Annotated in this window: 18 protein-coding genes, 1 tRNA gene and 2 pseudogenes; 12 read left to right on the plus strand and 9 right to left on the minus strand. The window is 68.3% G+C overall.

Annotated elements, in window-relative coordinates; translation table 11 throughout:
• The first annotated feature begins 119 nt into the window (after positions 1–119).
• The 4 genes from CSC76_RS10295 to CSC76_RS10310 all read left to right on the plus strand — a co-directional run bounded on the left by CSC76_RS10295 (position 120) and on the right by CSC76_RS10310 (position 5282).
• A tRNA-Leu gene (locus CSC76_RS10295) sits at positions 120–204 on the plus strand.
• Between the two features lie 131 nt (positions 205–335).
• On the plus strand, positions 336–2156 hold the full coding sequence (locus CSC76_RS10300) for an SLC13 family permease (RefSeq protein ID WP_162109923.1): 1821 nt from the start codon (positions 336–338) through the stop codon (positions 2154–2156).
• A gap of 56 nt (positions 2157–2212) precedes the next feature.
• A complete protein-coding gene (parC, locus tag CSC76_RS10305; RefSeq protein ID WP_162109924.1) occupies positions 2213–4456 on the plus strand; it encodes a DNA topoisomerase IV subunit A in 2244 nt (747 codons plus the stop codon).
• Positions 4457–4619: 163 nt separating this feature from the next.
• A complete protein-coding gene (locus CSC76_RS10310) occupies positions 4620–5282 on the plus strand; it encodes a thiopurine S-methyltransferase (protein ID WP_162109925.1) in 663 nt (220 codons plus the stop codon).
• Between the two features lie 136 nt (positions 5283–5418).
• Here CSC76_RS10310 and bfr read toward each other — a convergent pair.
• Positions 5419–5903 (minus strand): annotated as a pseudogene (gene bfr / locus CSC76_RS10315) (bacterioferritin).
• A 156-nt stretch (positions 5904–6059) separates the two neighbouring features.
• On the opposite strand from bfr, the gene CSC76_RS10320 reads away from it, so the two are divergent.
• The gene (locus CSC76_RS10320; protein ID WP_162109926.1) at positions 6060–8459 is read left to right on the plus strand and encodes a penicillin acylase family protein; all 2400 of its coding nucleotides are present in this window, start codon (positions 6060–6062) and stop codon (positions 8457–8459) included.
• Here CSC76_RS10320 and CSC76_RS10325 read toward each other — a convergent pair.
• The 7 genes and pseudogenes from CSC76_RS10325 to map all read right to left on the minus strand — a co-directional run.
• Positions 8447–8773: pseudogene (locus CSC76_RS10325) on the minus strand (nuclear transport factor 2 family protein); the annotation flags it as partial. The gene CSC76_RS10320 and the pseudogene CSC76_RS10325 sit on opposite strands and share 13 nt — an antisense overlap.
• Positions 8774–8809: 36 nt before the next feature.
• A complete protein-coding gene (gene asnB, locus CSC76_RS10330; RefSeq protein ID WP_162109927.1) occupies positions 8810–10513 on the minus strand; it encodes an asparagine synthase B in 1704 nt (567 codons plus the stop codon).
• 257 nt (positions 10514–10770) lie between these two features.
• Positions 10771–11913, minus strand: a complete 1143-nt coding sequence (dapE, locus tag CSC76_RS10335) for a succinyl-diaminopimelate desuccinylase (protein WP_162109928.1) — start codon at positions 11911–11913, stop codon at positions 10771–10773.
• Positions 11910–12272 (minus strand): arsenate reductase, encoded by a 363-nt coding sequence (locus CSC76_RS10340; RefSeq protein ID WP_162109929.1) that lies wholly within the window; start codon positions 12270–12272, stop codon positions 11910–11912. The genes dapE and CSC76_RS10340 overlap by 4 nt, the downstream gene beginning before the upstream one ends.
• A 3-nt stretch (positions 12273–12275) precedes the next feature.
• Positions 12276–13127, minus strand: a complete 852-nt coding sequence (gene dapD, locus CSC76_RS10345; RefSeq protein WP_202923515.1) for a 2,3,4,5-tetrahydropyridine-2,6-dicarboxylate N-succinyltransferase — start codon at positions 13125–13127, stop codon at positions 12276–12278.
• A gap of 22 nt (positions 13128–13149) precedes the next feature.
• Positions 13150–15792, minus strand: coding sequence for a [protein-PII] uridylyltransferase (gene glnD / locus CSC76_RS10350; RefSeq protein ID WP_162109931.1), 2643 nt, complete (start codon positions 15790–15792; stop codon positions 13150–13152).
• Positions 15789–16565 carry a type I methionyl aminopeptidase gene (gene map / locus CSC76_RS10355; RefSeq protein WP_142123819.1) on the minus strand — a complete coding sequence of 259 codons (777 nt, stop codon included), beginning with the start codon at positions 16563–16565 and terminating at the stop codon, positions 15789–15791. Before map ends, glnD begins: the two co-directional genes overlap by 4 nt.
• Positions 16566–16884: 319 nt before the next feature.
• Between map and rpsB the strand changes: the two genes are divergently transcribed.
• The 3 genes from rpsB to CSC76_RS10370 all read left to right on the plus strand — a co-directional run bounded on the left by rpsB (position 16885) and on the right by CSC76_RS10370 (position 20466).
• Complete coding sequence (rpsB, locus tag CSC76_RS10360) at positions 16885–17688, plus strand: 30S ribosomal protein S2 (protein ID WP_162109932.1); 804 nt, start codon at positions 16885–16887, stop codon at positions 17686–17688.
• A 197-nt stretch (positions 17689–17885) separates the two neighbouring features.
• The gene (gene tsf, locus CSC76_RS10365) at positions 17886–18764 is read left to right on the plus strand and encodes a translation elongation factor Ts (protein ID WP_162109933.1); all 879 of its coding nucleotides are present in this window, start codon (positions 17886–17888) and stop codon (positions 18762–18764) included.
• 208 nt (positions 18765–18972) lie between these two features.
• A complete protein-coding gene (locus CSC76_RS10370; protein ID WP_162109934.1) occupies positions 18973–20466 on the plus strand; it encodes a GGDEF domain-containing protein in 1494 nt (497 codons plus the stop codon).
• Positions 20467–20476: 10 nt separating this feature from the next.
• Here CSC76_RS10370 and CSC76_RS10375 read toward each other — a convergent pair whose 3' ends face one another.
• A complete protein-coding gene (locus tag CSC76_RS10375) occupies positions 20477–21172 on the minus strand; it encodes an AIM24 family protein (protein WP_162109935.1) in 696 nt (231 codons plus the stop codon).
• Positions 21173–21236: 64 nt separating this feature from the next.
• Between CSC76_RS10375 and CSC76_RS10380 the strand changes: the two genes are divergently transcribed.
• The 4 genes from CSC76_RS10380 (at position 21237) to frr (ending at position 24016) form a co-directional block, all read left to right on the plus strand.
• The gene (locus CSC76_RS10380) at positions 21237–21596 is read left to right on the plus strand and encodes a cupin domain-containing protein (RefSeq protein ID WP_162109936.1); all 360 of its coding nucleotides are present in this window, start codon (positions 21237–21239) and stop codon (positions 21594–21596) included.
• Positions 21597–21648: 52 nt separating this feature from the next.
• Positions 21649–22374, plus strand: coding sequence for a UMP kinase (gene pyrH, locus CSC76_RS10385; RefSeq protein ID WP_162109937.1), 726 nt, complete (start codon positions 21649–21651; stop codon positions 22372–22374).
• Between the two features lie 41 nt (positions 22375–22415).
• Entirely contained in the window at positions 22416–23381 is a 966-nt protein-coding gene (locus CSC76_RS10390; RefSeq protein WP_202923516.1) for a cation diffusion facilitator family transporter, read from the plus strand.
• A 77-nt stretch (positions 23382–23458) separates the two neighbouring features.
• The gene (gene frr, locus CSC76_RS10395; RefSeq protein WP_162109938.1) at positions 23459–24016 is read left to right on the plus strand and encodes a ribosome recycling factor; all 558 of its coding nucleotides are present in this window, start codon (positions 23459–23461) and stop codon (positions 24014–24016) included.
• The last annotated feature ends 4 nt before the right edge of the window (positions 24017–24020 follow it).

Genomic DNA, 24020 nt, shown 5'->3' on the forward strand with positions numbered 1-24020 from the left:
CCGTTCCGTGTGGTTTTCTTGGTCATGCGTCGATGGTACACCCCGGCTGAACAACGCCATGCGAAAACACCCGTTGACATTCACCCGTCCGGTCCGCAAAATGCGCGCCTCGCTTACCTGCCCAGGTGGCGGAATTGGTAGACGCACTAGTTTCAGGTACTAGCGGGTAAAACCGTGGAGGTTCGAGTCCTCTCCTGGGCACCACGCATCACGAAGACCCTCGCGCAAGCGGGGGTTTTTCGTTTCCGGCGGCCGGACGCCTCACACACGCATGCCGGCAACCGAAGTAGGCTGATGGCCGGCCGTCAGGCGGCACCTTCACCCCCGGGGCACGCATGGAGTTCCAACAGATCCTCTTCTTGGTCATCCTGGTGGTCACGCTGGGGCTGTTCATCAGCGAGAAGCTGCGCATCGACCTGGTGGCGCTGCTGGCCCTGCTGGCACTGACCCTGACCGGGATCCTGGGACCGAAGGACGCGCTGGCCGGCTTCGCCAGCGAACCGGCGATCATCGTCGCCGCGGTGTTCGTGCTGTCGGCCGGCCTGTCGGCCACCGGCATCACCGACCGCATCGGCGCCGGTATCGGCCGGGCCGCAGGCGGCAGCGAGTGGCGCACCATCGCCGTGGTCATGCCAGCCACGGCGGCGCTGGCGGCGTTCTCGCACCACGTGATGGTCACGGCGATGATGCTGCCTATCCTGATGCGCATCGCGCGCGAGCAGAAGCTGGCCGCATCGCGCCTGCTGATGCCCATGTCGCTGGCCGCATCGCTGGGCACCACGCTGACGCTGTTCAGCGCACCGGCATTCCTGTTGTCCAACGACCTGATCAAGCGCGCCGACCTGCCCGCGCTGGACATCTTCGCCATCACCCCCATCGGCATCGCGCTGGTGCTGCTGGGCACGGTGTACATGCTGCTGGCGCGCTGGCTGGTGCCCAAGCGCGACGGGGAAACGCCGCAGGGCGATTACCTGAAGCTGGACCGCTACTACACCGAGCTGCTGGTGGAAGCGGATTCGCCCTGGGTCGGCAAGACCCGCGGCGACTTCTCGGACGCGTTCAAGGATCGCCTGCAGGTGGTCGACTGGCTGCGCCACGGCATGCGTCGCCGCAACCAGCACCCCGAAAGCCCGTTGGCCGCCGGCGATGTGCTGCTGGTACGCGCCTCGCCAGACGAGATCGCCTCCATCCGCGACGAGCCCGGCTTGGCCCTGCACGCCGTGGCCAAGTACGGCGATACCCCGGGCGAGCGTCCCAAGTCCGAAGCGCTGGGCGACGAACAGCTGGTGCAGGCGGTCGTGGCGCCCCATTCGGAGTTCGTCGGCCGCAGCGTGGCCGACATCGACTTCCTGCGCAATCTCGGCGTGGTGGTGGTGGGCCTGTGGCGCCGCGAGGGCTGGCTGCACGGCGAACTGTCCGAAACCGTGCTGCAGGAAGGCGACCTGCTGGTCCTGTGGGGCCAGCAAGAGAACCTGGAACCGCTGGCGACCCACCACGGTTTCCTGATGCTGATGCCGTTCAGCGGCCGGGAGAAGTCGCGCCGGCGCGCACCGGTGGCGCTGCTGATCATGGCGGCCGCCGGGGCCGCCGCGGCCACCGAGACGCTGGCGCCGCACATCGCGTTCCTGGCGGGGGCGGTGGCGATGGTGCTGACGCGCTGCGTGGACATCGAGCGCGCCTACCAGGAAATCGACGTGCGCATCTTCGTGATGATCGGCGGGGTGATTCCGCTGGGCATCGCCATGGAAAAGACCGGCACCGCCGCACTGGTGGCCGACCTGCTGCTGAACCACGCCGCCCACTGGTCGCCGCTGGTGCTGCTGCTGGTGATGTTCGGTACGGCCGCGCTGCTGACCCAGATCCTGTCCGATGCCGCCACCACGGTGCTGCTGGCGCCGATCGCGCTGGCACTGGCCACGGGACTGGGCTTGAACCCGGTGCCGTTCGTGGTCTGCACGGCGATGGGGGCGGTAGCCTCGTTCCTCACCCCCATCGGCCATCACGGCAACCTGCTGATCCTCACTCCGGGCCGCTACACGTTCGGCGATTTCCTGCGCGTGGGCGCGCCCCTCACCCTGGCCATCGCCTTCACCACCGCCTGGCTGGCACGCTGGCTGTGGCTGGGCGGACCGCTGCTGCCGGGTATCGGCGGCTGAGACGGGGCGGCGGGTAGAATGGCCGGGTTTTCCGACCCGCAGACCGTACGCCCGCAATGACCGAAACGATCCGCCCCACCTTCCACGGCTTCGAGCAGATCCCGCTGCGCGAGTACGCCGAGCGCGCCTACCTCGACTACTCGATGTACGTGGTGCTGGACCGCGCCCTGCCCTTCATCGGCGACGGGTTGAAGCCGGTGCAGCGGCGCATCGTCTATTCAATGAGCGAACTCGGCCTGAACGCCGGCGCGAAGCCGAAGAAGTCCGCGCGCACCGTCGGCGACGTGATCGGCAAGTACCACCCGCACGGCGACAGCGCCTGCTACGAAGCGCTGGTGCTGATGGCGCAGCCGTTCTCGTACCGCTATCCGCTGATCGAAGGCCAGGGCAACTTCGGCTCGCCGGACGATCCGAAGTCGTTCGCGGCCATGCGTTACACCGAATCCAAGCTCACCCCTATCGCCGAAGTGCTGCTGGGCGAGCTGGGCCAGGGCACGGTGGACTGGACGCCGAACTTCGACGGCACGCTGGAAGAGCCGACCTGGCTGCCGGCGCGCCTGCCGCACCTGCTGCTCAACGGCCCCACCGGCATCGCGGTGGGCATGGCCACCGACGTGCCGCCGCACAACCTCAACGAGATCGTCAGTGCCTGCATCCGCCTGATCGACGATCCGGACGCCACCGTCGCCGACCTGTGCGAGCACGTACGCGGCCCGGATTACCCCACCAAGGCGGAGATCATCACCGCGCCCTCCGACCTGCGCGCGATGTACGAGAACGGCACCGGCAGCGTCCGCGCGCGTGCGGTGTGGCGCAAGGACAACGCCAACCTCGTCATCGAGGCCCTGCCCTACCAGGTGTCGCCGTCCAAGGTGATCGAGCAGATCGCGGCGCAGATGCGGGCCAAGAAGCTGCCCTGGCTTGAGGACATCCGCGACGAATCCGACCACGCCAACCCGGTGCGCGTGGTGCTGATCCCGCGATCCAACCGCGTGGATGCCGAACAGCTGATGGGCCACCTGTTCGCCACGACCGACCTGGAGAAGAGCTACCGGGTCAATCTCAACATCATCGGGCTGGACGGCCGCCCGCAGGTCAAGACCCTGCGGATGCTGCTGACCGAGTGGCTGGCGTTCCGCAGCGACACTGTCACCCGCCGCCTGAAGCACCGCCTGGAGAAGGTCGAGCGCCGCCTGCACCTGTTGGAAGGCCTGCTGGTCGCGTTCCTCAACCTGGATGAAGTCATCCGCATCATCCGCACCGAGGACGAGCCGAAGACGGCGCTGATCGCGCGCTTCGCACTGAGCGAGGAACAGGCGGACTACATCCTCGAGACCAAGCTGAAACAGCTCGCCCGCCTGGAGGAAATGAAGATCCGCGGCGAGCAGGACGAGCTGCGGGCCGAGCGCGAGAAGATCGCCGGCATCCTCGAGTCGAAGGCCAAGCTGAAGAAGCTGATCAAGGACGAACTGACCGCCGACGCGAAGAAGTTCGGCGACGCCCGCCTGTCGCCGCTGGTGCAACGCGACGCCGCGCAGGCGCTGGACGAGACCGAACTGGTCGCCAGCGAGCCGATGACCGTCGTGCTGTCGGAGAAGGGCTGGATCCGCGCCGCCAAGGGCCACGACGTGGATGCGTCCACGCTGTCCTACCGCGACGGCGACGGACTGTTGGGTGCCGTGCGCTCGCGCAGCACGCAGCAGGTCGCCTTCCTCGATTCGGAGGGCCGCAGCTATTCGACCGCCGTGCACACGCTGCCGTCCGCGCGCGGCAATGGCGAGCCGCTGACCGGCCGCTTCTCACCGGCGGCAGGCGCCTCGTTCCAGGCACTGGCCACCGGCGACAACGACAGCCGCTTCGTGCTGGCGTCGTCGCACGGCTACGGGTTCGTCACCCGCTTCGAGAACCTCACCGGTCGCCAGAAGGCCGGCAAGGCGATGCTCAACCTGACCGCAGGCGCGAACGTCCTGCAGCCCGCGCAGGTGCCCAACACCGAGACCGATCGCATCGTCGCCGTCACCAGCGCCGGTCACCTGCTCGCGTTCCCGGTCAGCGAACTGCCGGAACTCGACAAGGGCAAGGGCAACAAGATCATCGAGATCCCGAAGGCCAAGCTCGGCACCGAGCGCGTGGTCGCGATCGCCGCGGTGTCGCCCGGCGCGACGCTGCTGGTCAAGAGCGGCCAGCGCACGATGAGCCTGTCGTTCAAGGACCTGGACGAATATGTGGGTGCGCGGGCGACGCGGGGCGGGTTGTTGCCGCGGGGGTGGCAGAAGGTCGAGGGACTGGACGTCCAGTAGTTCACCACATGCGCGCGCTGCGGCGCGTTCGTCACCGCCGCCAACCATGGTTTCAGGGGGCGCGGCAGAAGGTCGACGGACGGGATGCGTTCACGAGCGTCCGTAACATCATCGCCGCTGTATGGCGAGTTCCCCTCTGCCCGTTTCAACGAGGACTACACCCATGGACGCCGACTTCTGGTTGCAACGCTGGCAGGAAGGCCAGATCGGCTTCCATCGCAGCGACGTGATGCCGTTGCTGGAAAAGCACTGGCCCTCGCTGCAGCTGCCGGCGGGCAGTCGCGTGCTGGTGCCGCTATGCGGGAAATCGCTCGACATGCACTGGCTGGCGGCGCAGGGCCATCGCGTGCTGGGCGTGGAGCTGTCACCGCTGGCGGTGACGCAGTTCTTCGAGGAAGCCGGACTGACACCGGTGCGGACGACGAGCCCATACGGCGAGCACTTCAGCGCCGGCCCGGTGGAGATCATCCTGGGCGATGCATTCGGGCTGGATCCGGCGCTGCTCGCGGAGGTGGCCGGGGTGTACGACCGTGCGGCGCTGATCGCGTTGCCGCCGGACCTGCGCCTGCGCTATCGCGACACGGCCTATGCATCGCTCCCCACCGGATGCCAGGGACTGCTCATCACGCTGGAGTATCCGCAGGCCGAGAAGGCCGGTCCGCCGTTCTCGGTGGAACAGCCCGAGGTGGAAGCGCTGTTCGCCACGCCGTGGCGGCAGGAGCTGCTGGAACGGCGCGACATCCTGGACCAGGAGCCGCGCTTCCGCGAAGAAGGCCTGAGCGCGCTGGCGACCGCCGTGTACCACCTGACGAACGGACATCTGTAGGAGCGGGCCATGCCCGCGATGCTCTTGCGTTACCGGCGTCAAAAGCATCGCGCCCATGGGGCGCTCCTACAGCCAGCGCGGCATCTTGCGCAACGGTCAGGAAATACGAGGCTAACGTCGAGCGCCAGACCCGCGCTTACCTGGCGGTCGGTTCGCCGTCGAGCTTGGAGGTCAGGTACAGCTCGATGCCCAGACGCTTGATCAGGCCCAATTGCTGTTCCAGCCAGTGCGCGTGGTCTTCTTCCGTATCCTTGAGCTGCGCCAGCAGGATTTCGCGGCTGACGTAGTCGCCGTGCTGTTCGCACAGCGCCATGCCCTTGGCCAGGGGCGCGCGCACCGCGTACTCGACCTCCAGGTCGCGCTGCAGCATCTCCTCGACGGTCTTGCCGGCCGTGAAGGCTTCCGGACGCATGTCCGGGTCGCCCTCCAGGAACAGGATGCGCCGCAGCAGCGCGTCGGCGTGCTGGGTTTCTTCCTGCATTTCGTGGTCGATGCGGTGGAACAGCGCCTTCAGGCCCATGTCCTCGTAGCGCCTCGAGTGGTGAAATACTGGTCGCGCGCGGCCAGTTCGCCGCGCAACAGGAACTTGAGGTAGTCGACGACGTCCGGGTGGCCTTTCATGGGGGTACGGCTCCTGTAGCAAGGCGCACAGGATGCCCGATCCCGCCGGCCGGCGGCCGAATCGGAATCAGTCGCGTTCGTCGTCGCACCGCGGCGTGGACCGTCATCGCTTCCGTGGAATAATCGCAGCGCCCGCCCCTAGCCTCAGGACCCGCAATGCTGAAGTGGACCCGGCGCATCGCGCTGCTGCTGTTGGCCCTGGTCGTACTGGTGCTCCTGATCGCATGGTGGATGCTGCGCGGAAGCCTGGCGCAGTTGGAAGGCGAGTCGGACCTGGCGGGACTGTCGGCACCCGTCAGCGTGCAGCGCGACGCCCTGGGCGTGGTCACCATCGATGCGGCCAGCGAATCCGATGCCGTCCGTGCACTGGGCTACGTGCATGCGCAGGAGCGCTATTTCGAAATGGACCTGATGCGCCGCAGTTCGGCGGGCGAGCTGGCCGAGCTGTTCGGCCCCATCGCCGTCGGCCTGGACAAGGACCGCCGCGTGCACCGGATCCGCGCGCGCGTGTCGGCCAACCTCGACGCGTTCGCGGGCAACCGCATGCCCCAGCTGCAGGCCTATGCCGACGGCGTCAACGCCGGTCTCGGCAACCTGCGCGCCAGGCCTTGGCCCTACCTGCTGCTGCGACAGGAGCCGCGTCGCTGGGACGTGCTGGATTCGGCGCTGACGGGCTATGCGATGTATGTCGACCTGCAGGATGCGCAGAACGTGCGCGAGCTGGGCCTGTGGCAGATCCGCCGACAGGTGCCGCAAGGCCTCTACGATTTGCTCGCGCACGATGGCACCGAATGGGACGCGCCCCTCTATGGCGAGCCGCGCGGCAACGCCACGCTGCCGGACGCCAGCCAGGTGGACCTGCGCGCGCTGCCGATGCCGAAGACGGATTCCCACCAGCGCCTGGCCGACAAGGGAACGCCGGGCAGCAACAACTGGGCGGTCGCCGGCGCACTAACGGCCGATGGCCGTGCCATCGTCGCCGACGACATGCACCTGGGACTGCGCGCGCCGGGCATCTGGTTCCGCGTGCGCCTGCGCTATCCCGACCCGCATGCGCCGGGCGGCAAGGTCGACGTCTCCGGCTTCAGCCTGCCCGGCCTGCCCGCAATCATCGTGGGCAGCAACGGACGCGTCGCCTGGGGCTTCACCAACAGCTACGCGGACACCGCCGACTGGTATCCGGTGGTCCCGTGCGAAGGCCACATCAGCGCGGGCTGCGAGCCCGTTACGCGCCATGCCGAGACGATCAAGGTCGCCGGTGGCGAAGACGTGCCGTTCGAGGTATTCGATACCCGGCACGGCCCGATCGTCCATCCTGCGAAGGGGGACCGTCCCGCACTGGCGCTGCGCTGGGTGGCGCAGTTGCCGGGCGCACTGAACTTCGGCCTGTCGGACCTGGCACGGGCCGGCGACCTGTCCGCCGCCCTTGCCGTGGCCCAACGCACCGCTACGCCTGCACAGAACCTGGTCGTCGCGGATCGCAATGGCCGCATCGCGTGGCGCATCCTCGGTCCGTTGCCATCGCGCGCGGGCGCGTGCGCGCACGCACTCGACCGGGCAGTCGGCGTGTCGCCCGACGACGACACGGCCGCATCCTGCACGCCCTGGGACCTGTCCTATCAGCTCTCGCCCGTGCTCACGTCGCCGGAGAACCACCGCCTCTGGACCGCCAACGCACGCGTGATCGAAGGCGATGCGCTGGCGCGCGTCGGCGACGGCGGCTATGCGCTGGGTGCGCGCGCGAAGCAGATCCGCGATGGCCTGATAGCGAAGGAGCGCTTCACCGAGCAGGACCTGCTGGCCATCCAACTGGACGACCGTGCGCTGTTCCTGGAGCGCTGGTGGCGGCTGTTGCAGGACGAAGCGAAGACGCGGCCGGCAGCATCCGCCATGAAGGCCATCGCCGAGGCCGGCAAGACCTGGGAAGGGCGCGCGGGCGTCGATTCGGTCAGCTATCGCCTGGTCCGCGCCTGGCGCCTGGCCGTGCACGCGCGCATCGCCGACGGCCTGACGGCGCCCGCACAGGCGGCGCTGGGCGACGACTTCGTCATGCCCGACCTGCCGCAGCTGGAAGGCGTGGTATGGCCACTGCTCGAACAGCGTCCCGCCCATCTGCTATCGCGCCGCTACGAGAGCTGGGACGCACTGCTGGAAGACGCAGCGAAGGAAGTGCGCGACGACCTGGCCGACCAGGGACCGCTGGCCGAGCGCCGCTGGGGCGAGCGCAACACGGCCAGGATCTGCCACCCGCTCGCCGACGCCCTGCCCGCCTTCCTGAAGCCCCGGCTCTGCATGCCGGGCGAAGCGCTCGCCGGCGATGGCGCCATGCCCCGCGTGCAGGGGCCGGCTTTCGGTGCGTCCGAGCGCATGGTGGTGTCGCCGGGGCACGAGGCCGACGGCATCATCCACATGCCGGGCGGCCAGAGCGGCCACCCGATGTCGCCGTTCTGGGGCGCCGGCCATGATGATTGGGTACACGGCCGGCCGACACCCTTCCTGCCGGGCGAAGCGACCCACACGCTCACGCTGCGGCCCGCCAACGCTCAACCCAGATAACGATCCGGCACCGCCAGCCCTTGCTGGCGGAAGAAGCAGAGCTGGTCGAAATAGCCGCGCTGGAACACGATGCGGCCGTCGCGTACCCGGAAGAAGCCGCAGCCCCGCAGTCCAAGCGGATCACGCCACTCCAGGACGGCCCACTCACCGTCCTCGAGGATCTGTTCCACCTCGCACACCATCGTCGCGCGCGCGAATTCGATGCGGAACAGGTTCACGATCGCCTCGCGGCCGTGCAGCGGAGCGGTCACCCCCTGGTGATTGACGGCGTCTTCCGCATACAACGCGGCCAGGCCGTCGACGTCCGCCGCATTGAAGCAGCGGACCTTCTCGCACGACCGCTGCCGACGTCATGTCGTCGTCGCCGGCAGCGCGGACGCATGCACGCCCGCGACAGCGCGGCCCGACGGATCGGCCATCTTCGCGAAGCTGGCGTCCCAGGCGATGGCGGCCGGCGACGAACACGCGATCGATTTGCCGCCCGGCACCGTCTCGGCGCAGGCCTGGCCCGGGTAGTGCTGTTCGAACAGCGTGCGGTAGAAGTAGGCTTCCTTGGTCTGCGGCGGGTTGACCGGGAAGCGCTTGTCGGCCGCCGCCAGTTCGCGGTCGCTGACCTGCGCCTCGGCATGCGCTTTCAACCCGTCGATCCAGCCATAGCCCACGCCATCGCTGAACTGCTCCTTCTGCCGCCACAGGATCGACGCCGGCAGGTAGCCGTCGAAGGCCTCGCGCAGCACGCCCTTCTCCATGCGCCGTGCGCCTTCGCCCGTCTTGTCGATCATCTTGTACGCCGCGTCCATCTTCATCGCCACGTCAAGGAACTCCACGTCGAGGAACGGCACGCGCGGCTCCACGCCCCACGCCATCATCGACTTGTTGGCGCGCAGGCAGTCGTAGTTGTGCAGCGCGTCCAGCTTGCGCACCAGTTCCTCGTGGAATTCGCGCGCGTTCGGCGCCTTGTGGAAGTACAGGTAACCGCCGAAGATCTCGTCGCTGCCCTCGCCGGACAGCACCATCTTCACGCCCATCGCCTTGATCCGCCGCGCCAGCAGATACATCGGCGTGGACGCGCGGATGGTGGTGACGTCGTAGGTCTCGATGTGCCGGATCACCTCCGGAATCGCGTCGAGCCCTTCCTGGAAGGTGTAGGTGAAGCCGTGGTGCACGGTGCCCAGCGCCTTCGCCGCGACTTCGGCCGCTGCCAGGTCGGGCGAGCCCTCCAGGCCGATGGCGAAGGAGTGCAGCCGCGGCCACCACGCTTCGGTGGTGTCGTCGTCCTCGACGCGATGGCGTGCGTAGCGCGCGGCGACCGCCGCGACCAGCGAGGAGTCCAGCCCGCCGGACAGCAGCACGCCGTACGGCACGTCGGTCATCAACTGCCGGTGCACGGCGCGTTCGAACGCCTCGCGCAGTTCGTCCTTCGACACCTGCACGCCTTCGACGGCCGCGTAGTCGCGCCAGGGCTTCTGGTAGTACTTCACCAGCGCACGCGTAGTGGTGTCGTAGTAGTGACCCGGCGGGAACTGCGCCACGTCGGCGCAGATCGGCGCCAGCGCCTTCATTTCGGAGGCCACACACAGGCGACCTTCGCGGTCATGCCCCCAGTACAGCGGGCAGACGCCGATGGGATCGCGCGCGATCAGTGCGCGTCCCTTCGCCTTGTCCCATAGCGCGAAGGCGAAGATGCCGTTGAGGCGGTTGAGGAACGACGCAGGATCGTCTTCGCGATACAGCGCGTTGATGACTTCGCAGTCCGAACCGGTCTGGAAGGCATAGTGCTGCACCAGTTCCACCTTCAGTTCGCGATGGTTGTAGATCTCGCCATTGACGGCCAGGACCAGTTCGCCGTCGGCCGAGCGCAGGGGTTGCGAACCGCCAGCCGGGTCGACGATGGCCAGCCGCTCGTGCACGAGGATGGCGCCCTCGTCGTGGTACACGCCGCTCCAGTCTGGCCCGCGGTGGCGCTGCTTCTGGGACAGCTCCAGCGCCTGCCGTCGCAGGGCCGCAATGTCGTCGCCGGGCTGCAGCCCGAAGATGCCGAAGATGGAACACATGGATGGAAACGCCTGGGTGGGGTCGGTGACGGGAGCCGGAAACGAAGAAACCCGCATCTCGCGATGCGGGTTTCGGGTATCCGGCAGGTCTTTCTTTGCCTAGTCGCAGATCCGCATCGCCCGCGTCCCGTTGTTCGGGCGCAGGTTGTTGCGGTTGTTATTGATGGCGGTGCGGCAGGGCATGGGGCGACCGTACCCGGTCCCGACAGGACCGCGCAACTGTTTCATCCGTAAGGAAAGCGCACCGCCTGCGCTCCTCAGATGGCGGGCCGGGTCAGCATCAGCCGCTCCACCAAGGCCTGGTACAGGCCCGGCAGCGCCTGCAGGTCGGACACCCGGACGTGCTCATCGACCTTGTGGATGCTGGCATTGACCGGCCCGACTTCGATGCACTCCGCACCCAGCGGTGCAATGAAGCGCGCATCGGACGTGCCGCCGGCCGTGCTCTCTTCCGGCGGCGCACCGGAGAACTCGCCGAGCACCGCGCGCGCCGTGGCCCGCAGGTGGCCTTCAGGCGTGTAGAAGGGCTCGCCGCCGCGCAGCCACTGGATGCTGTAGTCGACCCCATGGCGGCGGAGGATGCCCTCGATCTCCTCTTCCAGCTTCTCCGCTGTCCAGCTGGGATTGAAGCGCAGGTTGAACACCACCTGCAGTTCGCCCGGGATGACGTTGCTGGCGCCGGTGCCGGCGTGGATGTTGGAGATCTGCAGGCTGGTCGGCGGGAAGGTCTCGTAGCCTTCGTCCCACTGGCGCGCGGCCAGTTCGTCCAGCGCGGGCAACGCCTTGTGGATGGGATTGAGCGCCTTGTGCGGATAGGCGACATGGCCCTGCACGCCGTGCACGCTCAAGGTACCGGTCAGGGTGCCACGACGGCCGACGCGCAACAGGTCGCCCAGTGCTTCCTTGGACGACGGCTCGCCCGTGATGCACCAGTCGATGCGCTGGCCGCGCTCGCGGAACAGTGCCGCGACCTGCTTCACGCCGTCGTGGGCGGGACCCTCCTCGTCCGAGGTCACCAGCAGCGCGACCGTGCCCGGATGATCCGGGTGCGCATCGACGAAGCGCTCCAGCGCGATCGTGCACGCGGCCACACTGCACTTCATGTCGGCGGTACCGCGCCCGTAGAGCACGCCATCGCGGACGGTGGGCACGAACGGATCACTGGTCCACGCGTCCAACGGCCCCGGCGGCACCACGTCCGTATGGCCCAGCAGCACCAGCACCGGCGACCCGCTGCCATGCGTGGCCCAGAGGTTGTCGGTCTCGCCGAAGCGCAGGTGTTCGCAGCGGAATCCCCATTGCGACAGACGGGTCGCCAGGACCTGCTGGCAGCCGGCATCGTCCGGCGTCACCGAATGGCGGCGGATCAGTTCGCAGGACAGTTCGACGACATCGCTCACGCGCCGGCTCCGAACATCTTCTTGAAACCATTGTCGCTGAAACCCTGTGAAAATCCGCCTTCACCGGTGACGACCACGGGGCGGCGGATCAGCTGCGGATACTCCTTCAGCAGCAGCTTCCACTCCGCATCCGACCCGGGCAACTTGCGGTTCTCCGGCATTTGCCGCCAAGTCGTGGACGACTTGTTGATCAGCGTGTCCCACCCGCCTGCCTTTTGCGCCCAGTCCTTCAGCGTCTCGGGCGACTGCCGGTTGTCGCGGTAGTCGACAAAGGTGTAGGCGACGCCGAAGCGGTCCAGCCACTTCGTCGCCTTCTTGCAGGTGTCGCAGTTCTTCAACCCGTAGAGCGTGGTCGTCATCGGTCAGTCCGCCAATCCGCGCAGCAGTTCGTTGACGCTGGTCTTGCTGCGCGTCTTCTCGTCGACCTGCTTGACGATCACTGCGCAGTACAGCGAATGCGACCCGTCGGCGGCCGGCAGCGAGCCGGAGACCACGACGCTGCCCGGCGGCACGTAGCCGTAGGTGATTTCCTTGGTCATGCGGTTGTAGATACGCGTGGACTGGCCGATGAAGACACCCATGCCGATCACGCTGTGGTGGCCGACCACCACGCCTTCGACCACCTCCGACCGCGCACCGATGAAACAGTGGTCCTCGATGATCGTCGGACTGGCCTGCAGCGGTTCCAGCACGCCACCGATGCCGGCGCCGCCGGACAGGTGGCAGTGCTTGCCGATCTGCGCGCACGAGCCCACCGTCGCCCAGGTATCCACCATCGTGCCCTCGCCGACGTAGGCGCCGATGTTGACGAAGCTCGGCATCAGCACCACGTCCTTGCCGAAGTACGTGCCACGGCGCGCGATGGCGCCCGGCACGACACGCACGCCCAGCTTGCGGAAGTCGTTCTCGTCGAACGCACCGAAGCGCGCCTCCACCTTGTCCCAGAACGGCGCCGGATAGGCTTCGACCAGCTCCATCTCGTTGACGCGGAAGTACAGCAGCACGGCCTTCTTCAGCCACTCGTTGACCTTCCAGCCACCCTTGCCGTCGGGTTCGGCCACGCGCAGTTTCCCGCTCTCCAGACCCTCGATGGCCAGTTCGACGGCGGTAAGGGTGGAACCCTCGATCTCGATCGACGTCAGTTCGGCACGGCGCTCGAAGGCGCTCTCGATGGTGGACTTGAGTTCTTCGGTCTTGGTGGCTTTGCGGGTCATCGAAGGTCCTGCAGGGATGTGCTCAGGTGGGGGTATCCAGGCCGCCGCGCAGCGCATCGCGCAGTGCAGCCTGGGTGTCGGTGTCGGTCAGGGGCTGGTCGTGCTCGTCGGTGATCTGGAACACGTCCTCGGCGCGCTCGCCGAACGTGGCGATACGCGCATCGTGCACGCGCAGTCCCTGCCGGCGCAGCACCTGCGCCACGTCGGACAGCAGCCCGGGACGGTCCGGCGCGACCAGGCCCAGGATCGTGCGACGGCCATCCGGCGTGATGCCGAACTCGATGCGCGGTGCGAACCGGAAATGCTTGAGCTGGCGCGGGACCGCGCGTCGCGAAGTACGCACGCCCTCCAGCGGACGCGCGAGGGCCTGACCCAGCCCGTGTTCGATGTCGGCCGGATCGCGCGTCGCATAGGCATCCGCCGGCAGCACCTCGAACGTATCGAAGACTGCGCCCTGCGGGCCGACCAGCACGCGCGCCTGGTGGATGGCGAAGCCCATGCGGTCCAGGGTGGCGAGGATGGCGGCGAACAGGCCGTCGCGGTCGGGCGAATGCACGAAGACTTCCATCGCATCGGCGTCGTCCGCGATCCGCCGCGCACGCACGCGCGTCTCGCCTGGGGTGGCGCCACGAATGGCCTGCGCCTGCCAGGCCAGCTGTTCCGGACGGAAACGCAGGAAGCTCTCTTCCGGCATCGCTGCGAACAATGCATCGGCCTGCGCGGCCGTCATGCCCTGTACTTCCAGCAGCGCGCGCACGCTGCCGCGCGCCTCCGCCAGGCGCTCGTCCACCGCGACGGGATTTTCCAGTCCTTCGCGCAGCACGCGGCGTGCGGCGAAGTAGAGGTCGGCCAGCAGCCGGTCCTTCCAGGCGTTCCACAGTTTCGGGCTGGTGCCGGCGATGTCCGCGCAGGTCAACAGGTACAGGTAATCCAGCCGTTCGCGGTCGCCGACCAGGGTGGCGAAACGGTGGATGACCTCGGGATCGGCGATATCCTGCTTCTGCGCGGTCACCGACATGCGCAGGTGCTGCTCCACCAGCCAGGCCACCAGCGCGGCGTCGGATTCGCTGAGCGCATGCGCGGCACAGAACTCGCGCGCGTCGACCGCACCGAGTTCGGAATGGTCCCCGCCACGCCCCTTGGCGATATCGTGGAACAGGCCGGCCAGAAGCAGCAGCTCCGGCTTGCGCAGGCGCGGCCAGACTTCGTGCGCGATCGAGAAGCGCTCGTCCGCGCGGCCGGCCGCGAAGGCGGCGATGTTCCGCAGCACCATCAGGGGGTGCTGGTCGACCGTGTAGACGTGAAAGAGGTCGAACTGCATCCGCCCCGACACCCGCGCGAACGCCGGGATCCACTGTCCCAGCACGCCGAGCCGCGCCATGCGGGTGAGCGTTTCCACTGCGCGCGGTCCGCGCAGCAGCGCCATGAAGGCATCGCGCTGCGCCCGCGCGGCCCCGGAATAGGCCGACAGCTTCGGCAACGCCTCGGCCAGCGCGCGCGCCGTGCGCGAATGCAGGCCGCGTACCTGCGGATGGGCCGCCCATGCGGCGAACAGGGCGAACACCTGGCCGGTATCGTTCCCCGGCCAGGCGGGATCGCGCGCAGCCAGGTAACCGCGGCGCAGGGCGAAGCGGTCGTCCAGCGGCTCGGGCAGCGCCTCGCCATCGAACTGTTCCTCGAAGCGCTGCAGCAGGCGGTCGCTGATCCGGCGCACGATGGCGGCGCTGCGGTAGAACCCCTGCATCATCTTCTCGACGCCCAGGCTTTCGGCGTCGTCGGCGAAGCCCAGCCGCTGGGCCAGCGTCTTCTGGTAATCGAAGCGCAGGCGTTCTTCCGCGCGCCCCGCGACTCGGTGCAGGCCGTAGCGCAGGCGACCCAGCGCGCGGCGCTCGCGTGCCAGCGCGACCGCTTCGTCCTGGCCCAGGTGGCCCATGCCCACCAGCGGTTCGAGGTCGCGCACGCCGAAGGTGCGCAGCGCCATCCAGCCCAGCGTGTGCAGGGCGCGCAGGCCGCCGGGGCCATCCTTGATGTTGGGCTCCAGGTTGTCGGAGGTGTCGCCGAAGCGGGCATGGCGGATGCGCAGTTCCTCGCGCTTGGCGACGAAGAAGTCGCGCGGCGGCCATACGCGCGCAGCGCCGATGGCGTCGATCAGCAGGGCTTCGTCCACCGGCTCGCCGACGATCAGGCGCTCTTCGATCAGCGCGGTCAGCACCGTCTGGTCGGCCGCAGCCGCGGCCGTGCACTGGGCCGCCGAGCGTACGCTGTGGCTGATCGGCAGCCCGGCATCCCACAACATGGCGAAGAAACGCGCCACCGCCTCGTGGTGACGCTGCTGGGTGTCGGCCGAGGCCAGCACCAGCACGTCCACGTCGGACTGGGGAAACAGTTCGCCGCGCCCATACCCCCCCACGGCGAACAGCGCCATCGGCGCCTCCGCCGGAATGCACCGCAGCCAGGCGTCCTTCAGCAGGTGGTCGACCGCCCGTGCACGCAGCGCGAGGATGCGGTCCATGCCGTCGTCCTGGTCGAAGCGCTTGTCCAGCCGGGCATCGGTGTGGGCCAGCGAGGCGCGCGCCGCCGCCGCCCAAGCCGGGTCATCGGCGACGTCCGGGCCGATGTCCGGAAGCCGCGTCGCATGTCCGTTCGCGGCTGGCGGGCTGCTCACAGGTCGTTGTCGTCGCCCGGCACGCGGGTCAGGATCTCGACGCCGTCCTCGGTCACCGCCACGGTGTGCTCCCACTGCGCGGACAGCTTGCGGTCCTTGGTGACCACGGTCCAGCCGTCGGGCAGCACGCGGGTGTGGCGCGCGCCTTCATTGATCATCGGCTCGATGGTGAAGGTCATGCCGGGCTTCAGCACCACGCCCTCGCCCGGGCGGCCGTAGTGCAGTACCTGGGGTTCGTCGTGGTAGACCTTGCCGATGCCGTGGCCGCAGTACTCGCGCACCACGCTGAAGCGCTCGCTTTCGGCGTACTGCTGGATCGCGTGGCCGACATCGCCCAGGGTCGCCCCCGGCTTCACCGCGCGGATGCCGCGGAACATGGCCTCGCGGGTGACGTCCACCAGCCGCTTCGCCATCACCGACGGTGTGCCGACGATGTACATGCGGCTGGTGTCGCCGTGCCAGCCGTCCTTGATGACGGTGACGTCGATGTTGAGGATGTCGCCGTCCTTGAGCACCTTCCCTTCGCTGGGGATGCCATGGCAGATGACGTTGTTGACCGAGGTGCAGACGGTCGCCGGGAAGCCCTTGTAGCCCACGTTGGCCGGAATGGCTTTCTGCACGTTGACGATGTGATCGTGGCAGATGCGGTCCAGTTCGGCGGTGGTGACGCCCGGCTTCACGTGCGGGGCGACCACCTGCAGCACCTCGGCGGCAAGGCGGCCGGCGATGCGCATCTGGGCGAGGTCTTCGGGGGTTTTCAGCTGGATGGCCATTGGCCGATTATCCCCCATTTGGCCGCCGGGCTGAACGTCCAGGCCATCGCGCGCCGGTTCAGGCAGGCCTTGATTTGCCGCGACCCGCCCTGCCCCGCTATACTCCCGCGGCTTCGCGCCCGGGTCTGCCCGGCCGAACCGCCCACGTCGGGCGACACCGACGAATCCACACCTGCTGCCCCAACCCGTGCCGGGGTGCCCTTCGCTGAAGGGTTCGGACACGGAAGCCGCAGGGAGGCCCAACCCCGGAACCCCGCCCTCACCGGCGCCGTCCTCCCTTGAACCGGACGGTGGGTTCCTCTTCGATGGAGTTACTGCAATGCCCCAAGTCACCATGCGCCAGATGCTGGAAGCCGGCGTCCATTTCGGCCACCAGACCCGCTACTGGAACCCCAAGATGGCGCCGTACATCTTCGGTGCCCGCGGCAAGATCCACATCATCAACCTCGAGAAGACCGTTCCGCTGTTCAACGACGCGATGAACTTCATCTCGGGCGTGGCCCAGAAGCGCGGCACCATCCTGTTCCTGGGCACCAAGCGCAGCGCGCGCGAGGCCGTGAAGGAAGAGGCCGAGCGTTGCGGCATGCCGTACATGACCCAGCGCTGGCTGGGCGGCACGCTGACCAACTTCGCCACCGTGAAGAAGTCGGTCGCCCGCCTGAAGGAACTGGAAGCCGCCGAAACCGACGGCACGTTCGAGAAGCTGGTCAAGCACGAAGTGCTGGGCCTGCGCCGCGAGCGCGAGAAGCTGCTGGCCTCGCTGGGCGGCATCAAGGAAATGAACCGCCTGCCGGACGCCCTGTTCGTCATCGACATCGGCCATGAAGACATCGCCATCAAGGAAGCCAAGAAGCTCGGCATCCCGGTGGTCGCGGTGGTCGACTCCAACTACGACCCGGCCCTGGTCGACTACGCCATCCCCGGCAACGACGACGCCATCCGCGCCGTGCAGCTGTACGCGCGTGCCGCCGCCGACGCCGTGCTGGAAGGCAAGGCCGCTGCGCCGAACGCCGCCGTGGTGCGCGAGGAAGAGTTCGCCGAAGGTGGCGACGACAAGGGCGCCCGTCGCGCGCCGGCCAAGAAGGCCGCCGGCAAGAAGTCCGACGAAGCCGCCGCCGAGTAATCCGGCTGCAACGCCGCCGCGCCATGCTGCGCGGCGGCTCATGTTCTTCCTTCTCCCGTCGGGAGAAGGTGCCCGAAGGGCGGATGAGGGTACGGGCAGCACGTTGACGCTCAGGGCGTCGCGATCCCACCGGACCCCCACCCCAACCCCTCTCCCGACGGGAGAGGGGCTTTGCCAATCCAAACAGAGGTAATCCCGTGGAAATCACCGCTTCCCTGGTCAAGGAACTGCGCGAGCGCACCGGCGCCGGCATGATGGAGTGCAAGAAGGCGCTCACCGAGAACAACGCCGACATCGACGCCGCCGCCGAGTGGCTGCGCAAGTCGGGCCTGGCCAAGGCCGACAAGAAGGCCGACCGCGTCACCGCCGAAGGCCGCATCGCCGTGGCCCAGGACGGCGGCAAGGCCGTGCTGGTCGAGATCAATTCCGAGACCGACTTCGTCGCCAAGGACGCCAACTTCATCGCCTTCACCGACGCCGTGGCCCAGGCCGCGCTGACCGCCGGCGCTACCGATGTCGAGGCGCTGAAGTCGGCCAAGCTGCCGTCCGGCGAGACCGTCGAGGAAGCCCGCGCCGCCGCCATCGCCAAGCTGGGCGAGAACATGCAGATCCGTCGCCTGGTCGCCATCGACAGCGCCGACAACGTCGCGGCCTACGTGCACGGCGGCAAGATCGGCGTGCTGGTCGAGGTCAAGGGTGGCGACGCCGACCTGGCCCGCGGCCTGGCGATGCACATCGCTGCGATGAACCCCCCGCACAACAAGGCCGCCGACGTGCCGGCCGAGTTCGTGGCGAAGGAGAAGGAGATCGAGCTGGCCAAGATGTCGGACAAGGACAAGGCCAAGCCGGCCGACATCCTGGAGAAGATCATCTCCGGCAAGATCAACAAGATCATCAACGAGGTCACGCTGTACGGCCAGCCGTACGTGCTGGACGGCGACAAGTCGGTCGAGCAGGTGGTCAAGGCCGCCGGCGCGGACGTGGTCGGCTTCCAGCGCCTGGTGGTCGGCGAAGGCATCGAGAAGGTGGTGGAAGACTACGCCGCCGAAGTGATGAAGCAGGCCGGTCTGGCGTAAGCCGCAAGCCGAACTGCTGGAACCGGAAAAGCCGCGGGAAACCGCGGCTTTTTCCGTTTCCGGGCTGCGTACGGAGGCCACGTGCGACCGTCCGTCGCAGCCATCTAAAGTTTGCGCGCGAGGCGCCGAAACTGGTTACAAAGGTGACACTTCGTCACGCTTTGCTGGCATGCTGCCGACCACTCTCTCACGCCCAGCGCGCGCCCGGATGCGTCCCGAACTCGAAACCCAGTTGCTGAACTGCCGCAACCTGCCCAGCCCGCCCGGGGTGGCGCTGCGCATCATCGAGCTGGCGCAGGATCCGGACGTGGTGATGGCCACGGCCGCCGACACCATCGGCCTGGACGCGGCGCTCAGCGCGCGCATGCTGCGCATCGCCAATTCGCCGCTGTACGCCAGCCGGCGACGCGTGGAGAACCTGTCACAGGCGCTCACCGTACTTGGCCTCAACGCCACCCTGACCCTCGCGCTGGGCTTCTCCCTTGCGCAATGCGGTCAGGGCAGCCATCCGGTGGCCCGCGAGCGCGTCTGGCGCCGCAGCGTGACCGCGGCGCTGGCGTCGCGGCTGCTCGGCCAGCATGCCGGCCTGCGCAAGGCGGAAGAACTGATGCTGGCCGGCCTGCTGCAGGACATCGGCATGCTGGCCCTGCTGGAAGTGCTGGGCGAGGACTACGCGCGGCTGGTCGAGCGCGCCGCCGACAACGCCGAGCTGCTGGCGGCCGAGCGCGATTGGCTGGGGTGCGACCACGCGACGGTCGGCGGCTGGCTGGCACGGCAATGGAACCTGCCGGCGCTGTTGCGCGAGGCGATCCTGGAAAGCGAAGCGCCCGCGTCCGATACCCCGTTCAATGCGTGCGTGGCCGTATCCGGCCATGTCGCCGACATCTGGCTGGCCGGTGCCGACGCATCGCGCAGCGAACACGCCCATCGCGATGCCGCGATGCAGGCGGCGACGCGCTTGGGCCTGGACTATGCGTCCTACCTGGCGCTGACCGAGGAGATGGTGTCCGCCCTGCCCGAAGTCTGCGCGATGTTCGACGTGCCACCCGCGCCGCCCGCCCGCATCCAGGCCCTGCTGGACCAGGCGCGCGAACTGCTGGTGGTACGCAACCTGCGCGAGATCCAGGAAGCCGCGCGTGCGCGCAAGGAAGCCGATGAACACGAGGATCGCGCGCGCCGCCTGGCCGAGGAAGTCCGCCGCGACCCGCTGACCGGCGTGTACAACCGCAGCCAGCTGGAAGAGGTGCTGGAGAAGGAATTCGATGCCGCCACCCGCCATGGCTGGCCGCTGTCGATCGCCTTCATCGACCTGGACGACTTCAAGCAGGTCAACGACCGCTGGGGCCATCTGGTCGGTGACGAGGTGCTGCGCAACTTCGCCAAGGCGCTGCTGCGGCACGTGCGCAGCAGCGACATCGTCGCCCGCTACGGCGGCGAGGAATTCCTGGTGGTGCTGCCCGGCATCGGCGAGGAAGCCGCCGCGCAGGTCGTGCGCCGCATCCTGTCGGAGGTCTCGGGGGTGGCGATGGCCGACGTGGGCGGACAGCCCCTGCACATCACCTTTTCCGCCGGCCTGGCCACGCAGGGCGCGCTGGAGCAGTTCCGCCACGTCGACGACCTGCTGCGCGCAGCGGACGAGGCGCTGTACGGCGCCAAGCGCGAAGGCCGCAACCGCGTCTCGGTCGGCGCCGTGGGCGGCTGACGCACGCCGGCTACGGTCGCGGCTGCAACGCCACCTCTTCGTACGGCTGCACCACCACCCAGCCCTCGCCGGCGAAGCGCAGCTGGATGCTCTCGCCCGATCCGCGCCCCATCAGCGTGCCCAGCGAGATGTCGGTGATGATCTCGGGTGCCAGGCCACCGGACCACGCCACGGTCGCATTGGGGTCGGTGAACACCGGGCCGGTCTGCGCGTTCACCGGCAGCGTCAGCGGCTCGTAGTGCGAGGTGATGGCGACGATGCCGTGCCCGCCCAGTCGCACGTTGAACAGGCCGCCCGACAGCATGCCGGCCACCTTGCGCATCATCGTGATGCGGCTCTCGATGCCCGACCCCACCGCCAGCACGTCGTTGCCGTTGACGAAGATGGATTCGCCGGCCAGGCGCAGCAGCGTGATCTTCTTGCCGGCATCGGCCAGGTACACGCGGCCCTGCCCCTCGACCTTCATCAGCTGCATGCCTTCGCCGCTGACGGCCTTCTTCAACAGGTTGCCCAGCCCCTGTTCCAGCACGCCCTGACGGGTGAACTTCACCGCCCCCTTGCGCGCCACCATCGCCCCCGCCTTGGCCCAGACCAGCCCGTTCAGGCGTACCTCCAGCAGGTGCGGGCTTTCCAGTTCGAACGCGTCCGCGCCGGCGTCCTTCTCACGGGTCGAGGCAAGGAATTCCTGCAGGGTGCGCACGCTCATGGCCGCTCCTTGATGGCTGCCGAAAGGGAGCGCCATGATAGCGGCCCCGACCCGAGGCCCCGCCATGCCCCGCATCGTTGCCGTACCGCACATGCCGGATGACGCCACGCGCGCGCCGGTCGCCGCCGAGCGCCTGGTCCACGGCCAGCCGCTCCAGGCTGTCGCCAATGCGTATTCCTCGCAGGACGAGCGATTCCACTGCGGGGTGTGGGAGGGCGGCGTGGGCGCTTGGCGCGTGCAGTACACCGAGCACGAGTTCTGCCACCTGCTCAGCGGACGCGTGCGCCTGCATGACGACGCGAGTGGGGACGCCGTGGTGCTGGAGGCCGGCCAGAGCTTCGTGGTACCCGCCGGTTTCAGCGGTGTCTGGGAGGTGCTGGAACCGGCGCGCAAGCTGTACGCGATCTACGAACCCGGCGACTGAAACGCCGCGCTCGGCTAGAATTGGCGTGTTTGCCCCCACGCCGAGACCCCCCATGCCCGCTCCCCTCGCCTATCGCCGCATCCTGCTCAAACTGTCCGGCGAGGCGCTGATGGGGGCGGAGGATTACGGCATCGATCCCACCGTGATCACCCGCATCGCCCGCGAAATCATCGAGGCGCGCGAGGCGGGTGCGGAAGTGGGCCTGGGGATCGGGGGCGGCAACATCTTCCGTGGTGCCGGCTTGGCGGCGGGCGGCCTGGACCGCGTGACCGGCGACCAGATGGGCATGCTGGCCACCGTGATCAATGCCCTGGCCATGCAGGACGCGCTGGAGAAGCTGGGCGCCAAGTGCCGGGTGATGAGCGCCATCAAGATCAACGACGTGTGCGAGGCCTACATCCGCCGCCGCGCCATCCGCCACCTGGAGAAGGGCCGCATCGCCATCTTCGCCGCCGGCACGGGCAATCCCTTCTTCACCACCGACTCGGGCGCCGCGCTGCGCGCGATCGAGATCGGCGCGGACCTGCTGCTGAAGGCCACCAAGGTGGACGGGGTGTACGACAAGGATCCCAGCAAGCACGCCGACGCCAAGCGCTACGACCAGCTGACCTACGACGAAGTCATCGCCCGCGACCTGCAGGTGATGGACACCGCCGCCTTCGCCCTGTGCCGCGACAGCGACGTGCCGCTGCGCATCTACGACCTGTCCGTGCCCGGCAACCTGATGCGCATCCTGCGCGGCGAGCACGTGGGCACGCTGGTGAAAGGCCGCGGCTGAACGGCGCGCATGACGGGCATGTCCTGTCGTTCGCTGTAATAGTGTCCGGCCCCCGTCTGCCGGCACCCTACGCCACCATGGGACATGGACACGATCACGGCCACGCGGCGCATGCGCATCCGCATGCATCGGCAACGCGTGCGTTCGCCTCGGTCACCCTGATCAACCTGGCCTATACCGCGCTCGAAGCGGGTTATGGCTTCCATACCAATTCGCTGGCCCTGCTGTCGGATGCCCTGCACAACCTGGGCGACGTGCTGGGGCTGGCGCTGGCGTGGAGCGCCGCGGCGATCGCCCGTCGTCCCCCGCGCGGCCGGCATACCTACGGCTGGCGCCGCGCCACCCTGCTGTCCCCGCTCGCCAATGCGGTACTGCTGATGGTGTTCTCGGGCGCGCTGGGCTGGGAAGCCTTCCGCCGGTTCAGTGCGCCCCCTGACATCCCCGCCACGCCCGTCATCGTGGTGGCCGCGCTGGGCATCCTGGTCAACCTGGGCGCCGCCTGGCTGGTGCGGGACGGGCATGCGCACGACCTCAACAAGCGCGGGGCCTTCCTGCACCTGATGGCCGACGCCGCGGTCTCGCTGGCTGCTGTCCTGGCGGGGGTGGGAATGGCCACGCTGGGCTGGGCCTGGCTCGATCCGGCCACCGCCCTGCTGATCGCGGTGGTGGTGGCGGCGGGGTCGTGGCGCCTGCTGCGCGACAGCTTCGATGCCGCCATGGATGCCGTGCCAGGCAGCGTGGACGCGGACGAGGTGGGCGCGTTCCTGCGGGCCCAGCCGGGCGTGGCGGCGGTGCATCATCTGCACATCTGGTCGCTGGGCGCCAACGAGATCGCCCTGACCGCGCACCTGGTGCGGCCGCGCGAGGACGACCACGACGCCTTCATCGACGCCACCGTGCACGCCCTGGACCACCGTTTCGGCATCAACCACGCCACCCTGCAGATCGAGCGCGGCGCCGGTTGCGGCCACGACCTGCACGATGCGGCGCCGCATCATTCCCGTTGAACGGTGCGGCGGCGGTCGGCAACGGCCCCGAATCGCCCTATAATCGGCTGTTTACAGGCTTTGCAACGGAAAGGGCGATGCTCAACGACATCAAGAAAGACGCGCAGGCGCGCATGGCCAAGAGCATCGCCGCGCTCCGCCACACGCTGGTCAAGGTCCGCACGGGCCGCGCCTCCACGGCCCTGGTCGAGCACCTGAAGGTCAACTACTACGGTTCGGACGTGCCGCTCAGCCAGGTCGCCCCCGTCGCCATCTCCGACTCGCGCTCGCTGACCATCACCCCGTGGGAGAAGCAGATCGTGGGCGCGGTCGAGAAGGCCATCCTGGCGTCGGACCTGGGCCTGACCCCGAACACCGCCGGCACCACCATCCGGCTCAACCTGCCCGCGCTGACCGAGGAGCGCCGCAAGGAACTCTCCAAGGTCGTGCACGGCGAGGGCGAGGACACCAAGGTGGCGATCCGCAACATCCGTCGCGACGCCAACCAGCAGATCAAGGACCTGCTGAAGGACAAGCAGATCACCGAGGACGACGAGCGTCGCGCCGAGGAGGAGATCCAGAAGCTGACCGACAAGTCCATCAAGGACGTCGACGATGTGGTCAAGGCCAAGGAACAGGAACTGATGGCGGTCTGAGGAC

The organism is Pseudoxanthomonas mexicana (assembly GCF_010093385.1).
Lineage (GTDB): Bacteria > Pseudomonadota > Gammaproteobacteria > Xanthomonadales > Xanthomonadaceae > Pseudoxanthomonas_A > Pseudoxanthomonas_A mexicana.